Origin of the sequence: Neorhizobium populisoli, assembly GCF_019430945.1 — a bacterium.
GTDB lineage: Bacteria > Pseudomonadota > Alphaproteobacteria > Rhizobiales > Rhizobiaceae > Neorhizobium > Neorhizobium populisoli.
Genome location: NZ_JAHYCB010000028.1, coordinates 1 through 16,232, shown reverse-complemented (window position 1 = coordinate 16,232; position 16,232 = coordinate 1). Strand labels below are relative to the sequence as shown.

13 protein-coding genes and 5 pseudogenes are annotated in these 16,232 nt (G+C 58.7%); 8 read left to right on the top strand and 10 right to left on the bottom strand.

From position 1 onward, the window contains the following. Nucleotides 1-280 precede the first annotated feature (280 nt). From KX729_RS32415 to KX729_RS32390, 5 genes and pseudogenes are all read right to left on the bottom strand, one after another. Nucleotides 281-576: pseudogene (locus tag KX729_RS32415) on the bottom strand (IS66 family transposase); the annotation flags it as partial. 198 nt (nt 577-774) lie between these two features. Further along, entirely contained in the window at nt 775-1,227 is a 453-nt protein-coding gene (locus KX729_RS32410) for a cupin domain-containing protein (protein WP_219746559.1), read from the bottom strand. A gap of 607 nt (nt 1,228-1,834) precedes the next feature. Further along, entirely contained in the window at nt 1,835-2,140 is a 306-nt protein-coding gene (locus KX729_RS34095; protein WP_246618035.1) for a serine hydrolase, read from the bottom strand. Nucleotides 2,141-2,451: 311 nt separating this feature from the next. Then, nucleotides 2,452-3,441, bottom strand: a complete 990-nt coding sequence (locus KX729_RS32395; protein ID WP_219746558.1) for a carbon-nitrogen hydrolase family protein — start codon at nt 3,439-3,441, stop codon at nt 2,452-2,454. A 244-nt stretch (nt 3,442-3,685) separates the two neighbouring features. Then, nucleotides 3,686-3,862: a hypothetical protein gene (locus KX729_RS32390; RefSeq protein ID WP_219746557.1), complete on the bottom strand. Its 177-nt coding sequence runs from the start codon at nt 3,860-3,862 to the stop codon at nt 3,686-3,688. Between the two features lie 241 nt (nt 3,863-4,103). Between KX729_RS32390 and mblB the strand changes: the two genes are divergently transcribed. From mblB to KX729_RS32375, 3 genes are read left to right on the top strand one after another with little or no spacing between them, the layout of a single operon-like run. Continuing rightward, complete coding sequence (mblB, locus tag KX729_RS32385) at nt 4,104-5,207, top strand: anti-phage 6A-MBL system MBL-fold protein (protein ID WP_219746556.1); 1,104 nt, start codon at nt 4,104-4,106, stop codon at nt 5,205-5,207. A 3-nt stretch (nt 5,208-5,210) separates the two neighbouring features. Next, the gene (cap2-3, locus tag KX729_RS34505; RefSeq protein ID WP_219746555.1) at nt 5,211-7,445 is read left to right on the top strand and encodes an anti-phage 6A-MBL system cap2_3 protein; all 2,235 of its coding nucleotides are present in this window, start codon (nt 5,211-5,213) and stop codon (nt 7,443-7,445) included. Further along, nucleotides 7,432-8,673 (top strand): patatin-like phospholipase family protein, encoded by a 1,242-nt coding sequence (locus KX729_RS32375; RefSeq protein WP_219746554.1) that lies wholly within the window; start codon nt 7,432-7,434, stop codon nt 8,671-8,673. The genes cap2-3 and KX729_RS32375 overlap by 14 nt, the downstream gene beginning before the upstream one ends. Nucleotides 8,674-8,754: 81 nt before the next feature. On the opposite strand, the gene KX729_RS32370 is transcribed toward KX729_RS32375, so the two are convergent. After that, nucleotides 8,755-9,726, bottom strand: a complete 972-nt coding sequence (locus KX729_RS32370; protein ID WP_219746553.1) for an alpha/beta hydrolase family protein — start codon at nt 9,724-9,726, stop codon at nt 8,755-8,757. Between the two features lie 216 nt (nt 9,727-9,942). Further along, nucleotides 9,943-11,075 (bottom strand): annotated as a pseudogene (locus KX729_RS32365) (tyrosine-type recombinase/integrase). Nucleotides 11,076-11,206: 131 nt separating this feature from the next. Here KX729_RS32365 and KX729_RS34755 point away from each other — a divergent pair. The 5 genes and pseudogenes from KX729_RS34755 to tnpC (KX729_RS32340) all read left to right on the top strand — a co-directional run. Beyond that, a complete protein-coding gene (locus KX729_RS34755; RefSeq protein ID WP_376776116.1) occupies nt 11,207-11,356 on the top strand; it encodes a transposase in 150 nt (49 codons plus the stop codon). A 47-nt stretch (nt 11,357-11,403) separates the two neighbouring features. Then, nucleotides 11,404-11,730 (top strand): annotated as a pseudogene (locus tag KX729_RS32355) (transposase domain-containing protein); the annotation flags it as partial. An 18-nt stretch (nt 11,731-11,748) separates the two neighbouring features. Further along, nucleotides 11,749-12,159, top strand: a complete 411-nt coding sequence (gene tnpA / locus KX729_RS32350) for an IS66-like element accessory protein TnpA (RefSeq protein ID WP_219746551.1) — start codon at nt 11,749-11,751, stop codon at nt 12,157-12,159. Then, nucleotides 12,156-12,509: pseudogene (gene tnpB / locus KX729_RS32345) on the top strand (IS66 family insertion sequence element accessory protein TnpB). The gene tnpA and the pseudogene tnpB (KX729_RS32345) overlap by 4 nt, the downstream one beginning before the upstream one ends. Nucleotides 12,510-12,578: 69 nt before the next feature. Continuing rightward, nucleotides 12,579-13,700: pseudogene (gene tnpC / locus KX729_RS32340) on the top strand (IS66 family transposase); the annotation flags it as partial. A 129-nt stretch (nt 13,701-13,829) separates the two neighbouring features. Here the strand turns inward: tnpC (KX729_RS32340) and KX729_RS32335 are convergent. The 3 genes from KX729_RS32335 to tnpB (KX729_RS32325) are packed head-to-tail and all read right to left on the bottom strand — an operon-like array spanning nt 13,830 to nt 16,176. Next, complete coding sequence (locus KX729_RS32335) at nt 13,830-14,129, bottom strand: hypothetical protein (RefSeq protein ID WP_219746550.1); 300 nt, start codon at nt 14,127-14,129, stop codon at nt 13,830-13,832. After that, nucleotides 14,129-15,766 carry an IS66 family transposase gene (gene tnpC, locus KX729_RS32330; protein WP_219746549.1) on the bottom strand — a complete coding sequence of 546 codons (1,638 nt, stop codon included), beginning with the start codon at nt 15,764-15,766 and terminating at the stop codon, nt 14,129-14,131. Before tnpC (KX729_RS32330) ends, KX729_RS32335 begins: the two co-directional genes overlap by 1 nt. 59 nt (nt 15,767-15,825) lie before the next feature. Next, nucleotides 15,826-16,176, bottom strand: coding sequence for an IS66 family insertion sequence element accessory protein TnpB (gene tnpB / locus KX729_RS32325; RefSeq protein WP_010009780.1), 351 nt, complete (start codon nt 16,174-16,176; stop codon nt 15,826-15,828). Between the last annotated feature and the right edge of the window lie 56 nt (nt 16,177-16,232).

The following is a 16,232-nucleotide window of genomic DNA, read 5'->3' as shown; positions in this document are numbered from 1 at the left end:
GATCGCTTGCCGCTCATCGTCGAAGAGGTACGGTGACACTACGATAGCCTGCCCAAAGGTGGCGGCAGTCTTGCCTTCCTGACAGATCTTTTGCACCTCAGTTCGCGGAAGCGTTGAGCCCACGGCGCGAACTGACGTTGTGCTCGTGGCACGGCCTCCTAGAGTTTAAAGGGCAGACAGGAACCATGGCGACCGTTTCCATACGGCTTAAGTCCGAGTGCCGTGGGACTTTAGCCTCATCGTCGGCCTGAGTTTCGGGCCTGCCATGTGCCGCTAGCGTCATCAGACTATAGATAACGGCGCTTGCCCTGGCTCCGTCAGCGGCATTGCTGAACAGCCATGATTTTCTTCCGGTCGCAAAACTCTGATGTCGCGTTCCAGAATGTTGTTATCGATCGACATCCTGCCGTCGCTGATGTAGCGCGTCAGGTAATCCCATTGGTTCAGGGTGTAGGACACGGCATCGCCTAGCTTGGTATCCGGCACGACCTTCGGCGCGATATTGTCGAGCCACGACTTGAGTGCGGTCAGGACAGGCAAGCTATGCTGTTGCCTGAAACGGTGAACGCAATCGGCTGCGTTACACCGGCGTTGGTCGCACCGGATGGCGAATCATCGATATCGATCCTGTCGACAATCCAGTGTAGTTGCTCGGTCGACAGGAACCCCTCGGCGCGTCCATCGGAACCTGTCTTCAGTCAACCGCTTCAGGATCAACACAAAGCCCGACCAACGGTCCCGCTCGGTCGTATACCTGGTCGCTCTTCAAGTTTCTCAGTACGGCGTGCCATCCTTATGAACAAACCGGCCATCGGCGTTGGCGCTCATCATGTCGACATCGGAACAGGTCGTTAGATCATCTCGATGGCGCGATCCGATTTCCAGGTAGACCGCCACTTCCTCTGACTTGTTGATCATGTGGTGGCCATTGCGGGTCCCCTTCGGAAAGGCCGCGCAGTCGCCCGCACGAAGCACTGTTTCACCTGAATCGTCGACGAGCGTCAGTTCACCCTCGATTAGGTAGATGAACTCGTCTTCGTGGGAATGCCAGTGTCGCTGGCTCGACCAGTTGCCCGGTGGCAGGCTTGTGAGGTTGACACCGAAATCCGCCAGTCCGCCCGCGTCACCGAGACGTCGACGCAATCGTTCGGCACTTGCGGCGTTGAATTCGGGCGGATAGCCCGTTCCTTTCTGCAGCGGAACAGCAGTGATCTCGACCTTGGGCATAGCGACCCTCCTGTGATTGGCATTTGAACACGACCAATTCCCACTGCCAAGGTCTGCTCGGGGCCGAAACCGGATATCAGTGTCAACGCCGCGTACTTTTCCTCCGGAGCGCCGAAGTAAAATTCCTCACTTATGCCGACGTGGACGCAAGGGAGAATTGTTTATATTTCGGCGGCCGGCCCCGTGGCTTTTGTCGTAGAGCAAATGCTGGCGGCGTGATGAGGGCTTGCTTCATCCGTCTATCCAGGTCCGAAATCTGCCTCGGGTGGTTGTCGACCCGTTCGCCGAGCGGAGCGTAATTTTGCTTCCGGGTCAATGCCACCATTGGGCATGTCGTCTCTTTTGCCATCTATCCCCATGCCCTTGTCACAGCTTTTGCGATTATCAGTTCAAACTAAAGACGCCCGGAGGCGGTTGATGGACCACGATGCTTGCGCTCCCTCGGAGTTCTAGGCATTAGTAATGCGCCGCTCTGCCGCTCGTACCAGCTACGCGGCCAAGCGATCAAGTTTAACCACCCACGTTGCTCAGGCGGCAGCCGGTCAGGCTCATTTCGTTCTTGATGCGAACACACGAAAAGTCCTGAGCGCTGAGAACGCGGATGTTCTCAACCATCCTGCGTCGCTTCAGGTCTGTTCCGCCGCATTTCGCCGGTTTCATGGGCGGCGGGATGATAAATTCCAGACCGCGCCGTAAGAAGGTCGCGCACGGTCGCCTGCTTCTCGGCCGCCGAGAGGGACGGCGGCCTATCGTCAATGCCAAGATCGACAAGGGTGCCGGCAAGACCGATCCGGCCCTCTGAAACCGCGATGTCGTAAAGAGCGCTAAGCAAGCTCTTGCGAACAGATGCAACATTCACTCTCAGAGATACATTGTCCCAACTGGCGATCACTTTGCCGTTCTGCACCACCATGACGGCTGTGGGCTGGAGATCGGCGGCATAGTTCTGGGCCGCCTTCAGGCTTTCGATAGACCAGCCGGCGATAGCTGGATCAACGTTTTGCCACGGCTAAGATCTGGCGTTTCCTGCCGGAAGGCAAATTAGAACGCCGATCAGCACAGAAATGACAACACGCATGGGAAGCCTTCGATCGTTTGATGTCGCTAAAATCCCGAATTTCGCTCGACATGTTAGCCTGACTTTTGCAGTGCTGCAAAATCAGGATTTTCGCGACATGAACGTGTAATCGGGGCCGAAGGCCGGCCCCGATTATTGATGATCAGCTAAATTAGGTTTCTGTCATCACTTCTCGGATCACCTTCTATATGGTGAGGATTGTAGAGATCGTTGCGAGCCTTTCTCCGCCACGGCCGCGCAAGACTCTCCGGGTTGGTTTCGATATCCGCGACAGCGATAGCGGGTAACCCGTTCATAGGGCACTGCACTGCCCACTGACCATCCGCCGAAGCGATTCCCGAGGGAGTGGTCGTGCTCTGGGGTGCGAGAGTGGAAAAGCTGATCCAAAAGGTATTGCTTGCGGCATGCCCCAACACCTCAGCAGCAAATGCCGGAGCACCAGAAGCGGTTTCTCCTGCTGTCGAGAACAGGACGCAATCGACATTGAGCTTCTCGTATTCGAGGAAAATTTCGGGATAGTGCGCTTCCATGCCGACCGCGCAGCCGAAACGGAACCCGTCCACCTCAAAAGTCACGGGGGTCTTCCCAGGCGAGTACATGAACGAGATTTTCGTGTTCGATAGCAGGCGCTCATCGTAGCGCGTCACCAGCTCCCCACGATCGGAAACAACATACAGGCTGTTGTGCGGCCGATGCGGCGAGGAGAGCTCATGAACAGAGCCGAATATCGTCCAGAGTTTAAGCTCGCTCGCGAGTCTTCTGGTCTCTTCCAGTTCCTCGCGCAAAGCTCCCCATTCGAAGCGCGTCCAATCGGAAGGCCCGATTTCTCTCGGTCCGGTTTCGGACATGATCCGTTTATGTGGCCAGCAGGTTGTCCCTTCCGGGAAATGTAAAAGGCGAGCCCCGGCCCTATGGGCGTCACGCATGAGGCTGCGCATCTCCGTTCCACTGGCATGAAGCGCCGCAACGTCACGGGGATCATTGAACAGGGATGTTTGGGCTACAGCCATCCGTATTGAACGGATCGCAGGCTCGTCCGAAGGTTGGCGGATATGTTGGAGAGCTGCGGTGTAAGATTCGCCGGTTTTGGCAGCACGGGCACGCACACGGCGTTTAAGATTTCCGTTTTGGGTCATAGTCTGGCCTTTCACGTCCCGAACGCAGTTCCCCAGCAACCCATCCGGTACGATCGGACCAAGACAAGCGACCCGAGACAGAAGTCCCTTTGCCTCCGTTCAAGACCATGCTGGGGAAGGTCTAGGAGGTTGGGCGCAGGCCACGCCAAGACAAGATTGTCGGCCAAGTGCCGATTCGTCAAGCCGTCGCTAAAATCCCAAGGTTTGTCCGGCATAGTAGGGGGACTTTTGCAGCACTGCAAAATCAGGGGTTCTGCAACGGCATGGATGCTTCGATCAATCTCGTCCAGTAGGCGACCCCGTAGGGAATCGCTGCATCGTTGAAGTCGTAGGTAGAGTCGTGCAGCCCCGCGGTGCTGCCGTTGCCAAGCAGCGCAATATTTCCGGGCCGTTGTTCGAGACTTCTGCGAAAGGCGAGCATGGCTTCTACCGCCCCAACCGGACATTAAACGCACCGCTCCGTTCCGGGCATCGATATGGACAAGCTCGTGTAAACGCGATGGCCCGTCATGGCCTTGTTTACCGGAGTTGTCGCTAGTGCTCGCTCGCCCAACCAACATGGTTTGGATATACACCGCGAAATCTATGGTGGGGTTGGAATCATCTCTTGTTCGACTTATGTTCACTCTGAGGCGGCATGATCGATGCCGCGAGGAGGTGGCATGCACGTTGTTCGCTTTTTCCCGATTGGAAACGCCGATACCTGTCTCATCGAACTCACTAACGGGCGGCGGGCGCTGTTCGACTTTGCCGACATGCGCGATCCTGACGACGATGATGATCTACGATGTGATTTGGAGCAGGAGCTACGCGACTGTCTCGGTGACGATAAGGAAATAGATGTCGTCGCTTTCACCCATCTAGACACCGATCACTGCGCTCGCGCTAAGGAGGTGTTCCATCTCGAGCACGCGGCAAAATACCAAGGCGGAAGCCGCATCAAGATCAAGACGATGTGGGTTCCGGCAACCGCGATTCTTGAAACCGGCGTGAAGGGGCAAGCGCGGACGCTGCGTGCGGAAGCCAGGCATCGGTTCAAGGAGGGCAAAGGCATCCGGGTGTTCGGACGGCCCGAGAAGCTCGATCAGTTCCTGATCGACAATGACTTAGACCCCGCGAAGCGCAGGAACCTGATCAGCGACGCCGGTACGCTGTGCCCCGAGTTCAATCTCGAGCATGACGGCGTCGAGTTCTTCGTGCATTCACCGTTCGCTGAGACCTGCGGCGACAAGGTCGAGTATCGCAACGGTTCGGCGCTTTTCATGCAGGCGACGTTCCAGGTAGACGATCGCACGACGAAGATGATCCTGTCCGCCGACGTGCCACACGAAGTGATCGACGACATCGTGCGGATCACACAGTATCATAAGAATAACGAGAGGCTTGAGTGGGACATCAACAACGTGCCGCATCACTCCAGCTACCTGTCGCTGTCCGACGAGAAAGGCGAAGAGAAGACCATCCCCGTCGACCGCCTTAAGTGGCTGTACGAGACGCAGGGTCAGGCCGGCGGCCGCCTGATCTCGACAAGCTGCCCAATTCCTAGTGAGGACACTGTCCAGCCGCCCCATCGTCAGGCCGCCAACTACTATAAGCAGGTGGCCAAGGACCTTGGCGGCGAATGGATCGTTTCGATGGAGCATCCGAGCAAGTCCAAGCCGAAGCCAATTGTGATCGAGATCGGCGGCGACGGTTCAAAAGTCCGCAAGGTCGCTGGCGGCACCTCAGCACTCATTAGCAACGCAGCGCCTCGGGCGGGTGCCTGAGCCGTGCCCAATGAGGCTGAAGAACTCCGATCCCGTCTTGCTCGATCCGTCGTTCGTTACATTACGACGTCGGTCGACCATCCGTATTGCAGTCTCCTGTCCGCCCATCGTGACGGCGTGGCGGATGTCGTTGATATCGAAGTAGAGCCGGAGCTTGCGCAGGACCGCCGGGTCGCAATTCTTCCACAGGAACCAATACGGCTCCTCTTCTTCACCGAAGATGACAGCATTGAGCCGTCCGTCCGTTCGCTTCGTGAAGATTTCCCTTTGGGCCAGGTCCATACCAGTCTCGATCGTAGTGCTGATGGTCTCGGCTTATGCATATGGGAGGAAGGCTGGCCCGATCTGTCGAGCACCTTGACCGGCCAGATGCTGATCGAGCGTATCCGAGCCTGGTTCACCCTGATGGCCAGCGGGAAGTTGCACGGTGACGATCAACCGCTAGAACCTTTGATACCGATGACATCGCATACTCTCGTCATCCCGCCCGGCGCCATAAGGGGCCCGTGGCATATCGAGAAGTCTTTCAAGGACGCGGGCACCTACACGTTGCTGATGTCCGACACGGCGCCGGAACTAGGGGTGGTAGACACCGGATTCGCAATCTTCCACCGTGAACTGCCACACCAAGTGCACCGCGCTCTGGGACGCCGTCCATACGATCTCGGCGCGCTGCAAACCCTACTTGAGACGTTCAGCATCGATCTTGTCGCCGACCTACGACAATGGTTGGCTCAGGGAGATCAGACGGTCCGGGCGCACGAGCGCCACCTGCTCCTTATATTCGCCATTCCCATGCGTCGAGCAGAAGATGGACCCGACGAAGCGTTGGAGGTCTGGGCTTATACCGGCGGCGAGACGCTGGCGGTCTTCGGCGAGACACTCGGCGCGACTTTTACCGTCGTGCAGGAAGGGGGCTCGATCACGACGCCTGCACTGCTGAGCGCGAGACCCCTCACCGATTTGACGTTGATACCGATGCCTGGATGGCGCGTTGTCCAGAGGCTCGATCGCGCCACCGCCCGCGTCTACGCCGGCAGGGGGGATGCTCCGGATTTAAAGCTGGTGGGGATCGGTGCCGGGGCTATCGGCTCTAACGTGGTGATGAACACTGTACGGGCCGGCATTGGTGAATGGACCATCATCGACGATGACGACGTCCTGCCCCACAACACCGTGCGCCAGATCCAGACCAATCCCTGGGTCGGCTACCCAAAAGCGCTCGTGCTTGCCGCCGAATCCAATCAGGTACTAGCGCAGAGCGGCGTCACCGGTATTGTCGAAAATCTCCTGCGGCCCGGGGATAAAAAGGACCAGATCGCTTCAGCGATGAAGGAGGCCGACCTGACGGTCGACTTCAGCGCATCCCCCGCCGTCGTCGGGCATCTGGCGGAGAGCGACCTAACACGGGCTGCGAGCCTGTTTTTCAGCCCGGATGGATCAGACCTTGTATTGCTTGCCGAGGATAGGAAACGAGCGCTCCGGATCGACGAGATCGAGGCGCAATACTTCTTAAAGGTGGCCACGGATCGTCGCCTAGATGGGCATTTGGCAGCGGCTCGGCTGGACAGGATTCGCTACGCAAATGCCTGTCAGGATCTCTCACGCCCGCTGCCGCCTTGGCGTGTTCAGATGCTAAGCGGACTCGGGAGTGGAAAGCTCATAGAGCTTTTAGCAAAAGACGCGGCAATCGCGAACATTTGGAGGCTGGATTCCGTCAGCGGCGGGGTCATACCTGTCCCGCTCAGACTTCACGGAGTGCAAAGATTCGAGGCGGGCCAAATCAAGATTACCGTGTCCGGACACGTCCTCGACACCGTTCGGACGCTACGTGGGAAATGCAGCCCAAATGAAACCGGCGGCGTACTATTGGGAACCTACGACGTCGTGCGTGGCGTGGTCCACGCTCTTGCTGCGCTTCCCGCCCCTTCGGACAGCAGACAGGCGCCGACCTACTTCATCCGCGGGGTGAAAGATTTGCAGCCTCTGGTCGAGCAGCTTGCGAAGTCGACAGCAGGTCGTCTTAAATATATCGGCGAATGGCATAGCCACCCGCAACATGTTGCGGCCCGGCCAAGCAGCGATGATGAAAAGGTGTTCGGGCACCTGAGTTCCCACCTCGAGCCGACTGGATCGCCGTTCGCCATGATGATCACCGGCGCGGAGGAGACGTGGTTTAGGATAGGTTGGGCCGAGCGCGGTCAACTGGAGGGTGTTCTTAGCCATGGAGCCGGCTGACGGTCCTTCAGACCTGCCCGACGATTTTGGCCGGATCGGCCTTGCGCTGTCCGGCGGTGGATCGCGAGCGGTGGCGTTTCACCTTGGCTGTCTACGTGCCTTGCACAAAGCTGGACTGATCGACCGGATTTCGACGATCTCGGCCGTGTCCGGGGGAAGTGTGATCGCAAGCCTGTACTGCAGCCATCCCGGCGATTTCGAAGCATTCGAGCGCCGCACCCGCGAGTTGCTGCGGTCTGGCTTTTTATGGCCATCAATCGCAACAGCCCTTACGACCTTGGAAGGACTGAAGGCGATAGCGACCTTCGCTCTCTTACTGCTGGATCGGACCCTTGCCCTCCTCGCGAGATGTCTGCTATTCCCCGTGAAAGCCCGTGTTCAAGGTTGGACTTGGCTGCGGATTTCGCCGGTTGTCCGGAGGGCTAGCCGAACGACCATTTTGCGACGTACGTTCAGCCAAGCGTTGGGACACCGTAAGTTAACCGACCTGCGTCCAGACCGTCCACGACTGGTGGTGGTCGCCTGCGAACTTAGAGCCAAGGCCGCTATCTATTTCACGGCCGAACGGATTCACTGCTGGCGGTACGGATCGGCTTCGTCCGTGGGCGTCGATCTAGCTGAGGCGGTTTCGGCTTCAGCTGCCTATCCGCTTGCTCTTCCCGCGATTGATCAATGGATGATGTTCGAGAAGAAGGGACAGACGGCAGCCCAGCGAGTCACGCTGACCGATGGCGGCGTCTACGACAATCTGGGCCTGTCCGTACTTTGGCCCGATAGAGACCCGACCATAAGCCTGGACGTCGGGGTTCACGACCGGATCATCGCCTGCCGCGCCGGCGATGCCCTCGATGTAGGCGATCCCGCGTCGATGTTCTTTCCCCGACTGAAAGCAACGTTCGAGAGCATTTTCGCCCGCGCACAGAATCAGTCGATGAAGCGGCTGTATGACCTGCTGGACGCCGGGCAGCTCAAGGGCTTCCTACTACCCTATTTGGGCCAGCTCGATGACAGATTGCTTGCACCACCCGTCGATCTGGTCTCCCGAGAGAGCGTAGTCGGATATCCGACCAACTTCTCGGCCATGCAGCCCGAATGGATTGAACGCCTGTCTCTTCGGGGTGAGCAGCTCGTAATTGCATTGCTTGCGGAACGATGGGCGGAATCACTGTCGGCATTCTCAAGAGCGAGGCCAGGCCCTACCCCGGAGAGCAGGGGTGAGGCGGATTGAGATCCACTACGGCGGCGTTGTGGCGGCAACGTTGATCGCTGTCGCGGAACTTAGGAGTTTTGCGAACCCGTGCCGGTCACGTTAGTTCGTTTTGCGGCTCTCCTGGGAACGCATGTCCTTCAGCGCCTTGATAATGTCGGCGTCCGTTTTATCGGCCGCGCACATGCCTGTAGCCGTCTCACCGAAGTCGACCATATCATGATAGTCTGGAGCAAGAGCCTTCTCCAGTGAGAGGATTTCGGCCTTAACCCCCTGCGTTTGTAAGGCATCGTCATATTTCTGGTGGACGGCAAATTTCACATTGGTGTCGCGAGGATCAAAAACATCAAAAACCCGCCGCTGATCATCGGGAGGTACGCTGTTCAGCGACGCAATAGGATCGAGGACGATAGGATTGTTCGTGTCAGGGCTATTGTAAGTGGCTAGGTAGTCCCGAAAAGCACCGGATGCCGAAGACAATATCGCGCACTGGATATCAGTTCTGTGGTTGAGCATTTCTGCGACAAGGATTCCGCCGCCGCTATGTCCACCCACAGCCCATCGTGCAATCCCGTACCTTTTCTTGAGTGCGTCTATACCAGCGGTGACGATATCAGCTTCTATCTGTCGTTCCCGCATCGTGTAATGCCGGCCTGCACTGCCGTAACTTCCGGGACGACCGAGAAAAATGAAAGGAACTCCAAATCGCTCGGAAAGTCTTTGTTGCTGCCTGATCATGGCATCGACACCCAACCCCTTGAGGCGCTTATCTGGCGGGCTCTCATGAGCGCCCATGATGTCGCCGTGGAGCCAAAGCGCCGCAATAGGGTTGCTATCAGGCTTTAGGTTGGCGGCAAAATATCTAAGGCAGTAGTGCTCGCCTGCCGCTTCAACCCAAACTGCGGTATCCTGCGTTTCGAGATCAGCACAGGCTTCCCGAGAATAGGTGATCCCCTTTGCAGCGGCACCAGGATCGAACATTTCTCCGTTCGAAACTGACTGGCTGAATGCGAACGACGTGCTTGCAGCGAAAACGGCTAAGGCAAGAGCATGCTTTACAACATTGTGGGACATGGGTAGCTTCCGATCTTGTTGCAGGTACAAGGAAATCAGCAACGAATCCTTAGGCCCTCTTGTGTCCACCCAATAGGACATAAAAAATCTGATTAAATTTAATGTAAATTCTTCATTAATTCGAAGTTGTCGCAAAATTCCCGATTTTAGTTTCGATTTTGCGGCTGATTTTTACAACGTTGCGAAACAGGCAATTTTTCAACCCGATCTGAGGCTCTATAGACCAGCAGCTTTGGTCAAATTGATCCGGAAGCGATCACGCCGCCGCTGATATCTTCGGGTCATCTCCGCCGATACATGGCCAAGTTGCTTCTGAACGTAGCGTTCGTCGACCTCGGCGGACGAGGCGAGACCTGCGCGAAGGGAGTGGCCGGAGAACTTGAAGACTCGCTCGATCTCGCTGAGATCGTCGCGCACGCCTGCGGCCATAGCCGTCCGCTTCACCAGTCGCGCCACTTCCTTGTCATTCAGCCGCTTCGACCCGACAGCTTTGCCCTGGCCCGTAACCCGTCGGAACAGCGGGCCGTGGGCCAGTCGGGCGATCTTGATCCAGGTCTCGACCGACGCGACCGGGCAGGTGGCATCAGAGGATCCTCGCCCCACCTCAACTTCGCGCCATCCGGTTTTGCCGCGAAGGGTAACGAGCATGCCTTGATCGAGGATCTCGATCCAGCCCCGCCCGTCTTCTGTCTGGTCTGGTTTAATATCGAGACCACAATCTCCGAACGGCGCAGGCCGCCAGCATAACCAATTAGCAGCATCGCGCGGTCGCGCAGACCGCGAAGCGTGCCGCGATCAAGGGTCTCGATCATCCCGATGATGTCTTCTGCCAGTACCGCCTCCTTCTGCACGGGACGGCGCGCGTGACTTTTGCGGATGCCGGATAACACCGTGGCGATATGCCGGTCTCTGCGATCGAGTAACAGGCCGCGCTGGGCGTAATTCCAAGACAATGAGGACAGCCGACGCTCGATCGTCGATACCGAGTTTGCCTTCATCCCGCGCTCGGCCGCCCCCGAAGCGCAGGCGGTGATGTACAGCCCGACGGTTTGCGGATGCGGGGGGAGGGGAGCGAGGCCGGATCGGCGGCACCAGGCGGAAAAATGCTTCCAGTCGGCGGCGCAGGCTTTGCGCGTGTTGGCGGAGCTCACCGCTGCGACATAACCCTTGGCGCGATCGGCAAGGGTGGCGAGATGAGCCGGTGTCTCGTCCTCGCCAGCGAGGGAGGGGAGGGGGCTGTCATCCGACACCTCCGACGCGGCAACATCACGCCGGGCCGCCGTGCTGAGAGACGTCGCTGAGGTCTCCTCGACATGATTTTCGGTGTTCTGCTCGATGATTTGGGCCATTTCTTTATAATGACAAATACGTCCGATAATGCTTTTTGGGGTATGCCTTCGGTGAAGGCCGCCTTGTTAGGGAAACGTGCGGCTGTGATCTTGCACTCTTACGAGTGAGCTAAAGAGCGCATTGAGCATCCATGGTACAGGCAGTCTTGTTGACGTGGTCAGAACGGCGCTGGCGGTGGTCGGCAGATGAGCGTGCCGAGATATTGACGGCGGCATTCTCACCCGGAGCGGTCGTTTCGCAAGTGGCTCGCCGTTATGACGTTTCGGCGGCTCTCATTTAGACGTGGTGTCGGCAATCGACCGTTGAAATCTCGGCACCGAGGTTTGTGCTTTGTCACGATGGGAAGGCTTGACCCGTTTTGTCGACGACGGCCGTATTGAGATCGACTCTAACATCGTCGGACAATCCATCAGGCCGATTGCCCTCAATCGCAAAAACGCACTATTTGCCGGTTCTGACACCGGGGCAGAACATTGGGCAACTATCGGGTCACTTGTCGAAACTGCCAAGCTCAACGATGTCGAGCCGCTCGCCTATCTCTCGGACATCCTCACCAGGATCGTCAACGGCCATCCAAATACTCAGATCGATGACCTGCTGCCATGGGCCTACTGTAACCGGTGTTCTGCCCCCACATTGCCCGCTGTCGCCTGATCTGTGATCGACCTATCCATGGATGAAGAACGGAGTTTCTCCATGGAGACTACACTGGAGTTTCTCACAACCAACAAGCCTGGACGTGAGGTTCACCGACACTGGCCTGACGAGGTCAAGGCGAAGATCGTTTCGGAAAGTTTGCGGCCCGGCATTACGGTCAATGAAGTTGCGCAGCGCTATGGATTGCGAGCGAACAGCCTTTCCACCTGGCGGACGATGGCGCGGCAGGGCAAGTTGATCCTGCCTGCACCGGAGGATGCGGTAGAGTTCGCGGCGGTGATCGTCGATCCACCTGTTTCGGAACCGCCGCCGAAAGCGATTGGTCGCCCCGAGATCGTCGTTGGCTCTGTTACGATCCGTCTTGAGGAAGGAGCGTCTGCTGCCCGGATAGCTGCCATTGCGCGTGCCCTGGCTGCGGCGACATGATTTTCCCATCGAACCGCGTGCGTATAATGGTGGCGACCAAACCCGTGGATTTCCGCAAGGGTCATGACGGCTTGGCGGCGCTGGTGAAGAACGAGCTGCACAAGGACCCGTTCACCGGAACGGTCTTCGTGTTCCGGTCGCGCAAGGCGGACCGGTTGAAGCTGATCTAATGGGATGGCAGCGGGATTGTGCTGGCCTACAAGAGGCTGGAAGAGCACAGCTTCACCTGGCCTGGCATCAAGGATGGACTGATGACGCTGACCCACGCCCAGTTCGAAGCCCTGTTTGCGGGCCTTGATTGGCGGCGGGTTCATGCCGTCCAGACGAGGACGCCGGAGGCTATCGAATAGCTGCGGCACGATGACTCAGCACGATAGATTCCGAAGGCAAAACGGGCCGGGATTTGGTAGGTTCTGGCCATGCTCGATACCGCCGATCTTCCCGATGATGTTGCTGCCCTGAAGGCGATGTTGATTGCGGCGCGGCTAAGCGAAGCAGGCAAGGATGCCCAGATTGCCCGCAAGAATGAGCGGATCGAACGGCTTGAGAAGCTGGTCGCGGCCTTCAAACAGGCAGCCTTCGGGCGCAAGTCCGAGAAGACCGATCCCGACCAGTTCGATCTTGCACTGGAAGACCTGGAAACGGCCATGGCCACGATCCATGCCGAAGAAGAGGCGGACGCTCCTGCTGGAAACAGGGCCACCAGGCCACGCGCGACCAATCGCGGCTCTCTGCCTCAGCATCTTCCCCGTGTGGAGGAGATCATCGAGCCGGAAAGCCTGATCTGCGCCTGCGGCGGTTGCCTGCATCGCATCGGCGAGGATGTCTCCGAGCGGCTGGACGTGATCCCGGCACAGTTCCGCGTGATCGTCACCCGTCGCCCCAAATATGCGTGCCGTGCCTGCACAGATGGAGTCGTTCAAGCTCCGGCTCCAGCACGGCTGATCCAGGCAGGCCTGCCGACGGAAGCGACCGTCGCCCATGTGCTGGTCTCCAAATATGCCGATCATCTTCCGCTTTACCGACAGGCCCAGATCATGAGCCGCCAGGGTCTCGATCTTGACCGCTCGACGCTTGCCGATTGGGTCGGCAGGGCGGCATTCGAACTTCGTCCGGTCTTCGACGCTCTGATCACCGATTTGAAGCGCTCGACCAAGCTGTTCATGGATGAGACCCGTGCGCCGGTGCTCGATCCCGGCTCCCGCAAAACCAAGACCGGATACTTCTGGGCGCTTGCTCGTGACGACCGACCTTGGGGCGGACGTGCTCCACCCGGCGTGGCTTTTATCTACGCGCCAGGACGTGGCGGGCAGCATGCCGAACGGATATTGCAAGGGTTTACAGGCGTGCTTCAGGTCGACGGCTACGCTGGATATAATCGGCTGATCGCCCCGGATCGTATCGGTCCCGACATCAAACTCGCCTACTGTTGGGCGCATGCTCGTCGCAAGCTGGTCGAGATCACTCGCACCGGCTCGACACCGATTGCAGAGGAAGGCGTGAAGCGGATCGGTGAACTCTATCGCATCGAAGCTGAGCTGTAAGCGTCCGGTGAGGGCCGCCGATCAGGCCGCTTGAGCGCGGACAGCAGGCGGTGTCCAACTCCTCAGAAGCAGTTGCTCCAGCCTGGTAATTGGCGTGTCGTATCCATCCGGCGTAGGCCGCACCGCTTATGATTTTGGCTGGTCTGCCATGATGCGCTCGATCTTTTCCTGATCGCATTGCTCGTTGGCAAGGAACTGGCGAATGCCTCCCTCCCAGGTGCGGATGTCGTCGAGGAATTCTTTTAGGCTCTCGACGCCCCGGTCGGTGAATGTCGTGATGCCCTCTTCGCTGCCGTCATGGGCATGGATCATCTCGCCATAGTCGATATTGTCGGAGTTGCGGGCGATTTCCTGGATGAGTTCGAGATTCTCGCCGATCAGCGTGGCGACGTAGCTGATCGTGTAGACATACGTCGGGCGGCCCATCAGGCGGCCATCTGTCGGCCGCTGCCAGCGGCAGACCAATTCCAAGGCAGCAGTTCCGGCAGTCGTGATACGGGAATGTTGGGCATGCGGGCGAGGATATCCGCCAACCAGGCCTGCGGATCGATATCGTTCATCTTAGCCGTGACGATCAGGGAATACATGAAGGCAGCACGCTCGCCGCCGCGCTGGGAGCCAGCGAATAGCCATGCCTTTCTTCCGAGAGCGATCCCGCGCAGGGCGCGCTCTGCCGCATTGTTCGACATGCAGAGCCTGCCATCGTCGAGGAACCGGGTGAAGGCTTCCCAGCGCCCGTCCTTCTCGAACATGTAATTGATCGCCTTGGCGACGGGGTTGTGCTTCGACATCTGGGAACGCTGGGCCATGAGCCAGTCGTGCAGGTCCTCGACAAGCGGACGAGTATGCTGTTGTCGGGCAGTTAATCGTTCCTCTGCGGACGTCCCGTTTATGCCGCGCTCGATCTCGAAGAACGCGTCGATACGGGCCACTGCTTCAAGCGCGACAGGCGATATCTCATAGGCAGGTTTGCCTTTGCGCACGTTGCCGGCGATGTCGGCCAACTCGAAGAACTTGCGTCGCGCGTGGCTCCAGCAGAGCGCGCTGATGACAGCCGCGGGGTGGCGGTCGGCGCGATAAAGATCGTTGTAGCCGCCATAGGCGTCCGCCTGCAGTATGCCGTGCCATCCGGCAAGATGCGTGTTGGGATGAGTCTTCTCCCTATCCGGAGAGAAGTAGAAGAGTGCCGCAGGAGGCGCGCCGCCCGCGAAGGGACGATCATCGCGAACGTACGTCCATAACCTTGCCTGCTTCGTTGCACCCCTGGCCAGCAGCGGCACGGTGGTGTCGTCGCCATGAAGCCGACCGGCGGCCAGCACATGGGCGCGGATCAAATCATGAATCGGCTGCAGCGCCGTTGCACAGGCTCCAACTTGGTCGGCCAGCGTAGAGAGGCTGAGATCGACGCCCTCCCTGGCGTAGCGCTCGGCCTGGCGGTTCAATGGCTGGTGCTGGCCGAACTTCTCGAACAGGATCGTCGCGAGCAGGTTCGGTCCCGCCCATCCGCGTGGTGTCGCATGGAAAGGTGCCGGTGACTGGCTGATCTTCTCGCAGTCCCGGCAGGTGAACTTCTCGCGCACCGTCTGGATCACTTTCCACTGGCGCGGGATCACCTCCAGCGTCTCGGTGATATCCTCGCCCATCTTAACGATCCGGGCTGAGCCACAGCAGTTGCAGGTCGAGGGTGCCTCGATGATCAGCCGTTCGCGCGGCAGGTGCTCGGGAAACGGCTTGCGGACCGGGCGGCGGCGTTCAAAGGCTGGAACTTGCACAACCTCCGCCGCCACGCGTTCCGCGGCGATCTCGTCCTCGGTGGCGTCGGCCTCAAGTTCTTCGAGCTGCAATTCCATCTGGTCGATCAGCCGGGCGCGTCGTTCCGAACTCTGACCATATTGCTCGCGACGCAACTTGGCGATCTCGAGCTTGAGGTGCCGGATCATCGCCTCGGACGTCGTTACGACGGCTCGCACCTGCGCGAGATCAGCCTCGGCGGAGGCGGCACGCGCCTCCGATGCCGCAAGCGCGGCCCGTAACCTGGCTATCTCCGAAGCAGCATCGTCCATGGCCGAAAGCTATCATGCGGTTGGTCGAAAGCCCAACAAAAACAGTAGAATGGTAGCGATCAGCCTGCCGTCGCAGGTCGTTGCGTCCAGCGTGGATTGCGCCAGTCGATCCCTTCCAGAAGATAGCCGAGTTGCGCCGCCGACACCGGCACGGCGGAGCCATTCTGGCTAACCGGCCAGATGAACTTCCCTGCCTCCAGACGCTTCAGGTAGAGCGACATGCCGACGCCGTCATGCCATAGGACCTTGATCAGGTCACCTTTGCGACCTCGAAAGCAGAAGACCTCGCCGCCATGCGGATCGCGGCCAAGTCCTTGCTGAACCTTCAGCGCCAGGCTGTTCATGCCACAACGCATGTCCGTCACGCCGCCCGCAATCCACACCTTCACCCCGGGCGGAAAGGCGATCATGACGCATCCAGAACCGGCAACAGCCGAGCAAGGATAGTTGGATCAAGCGAAGCCGG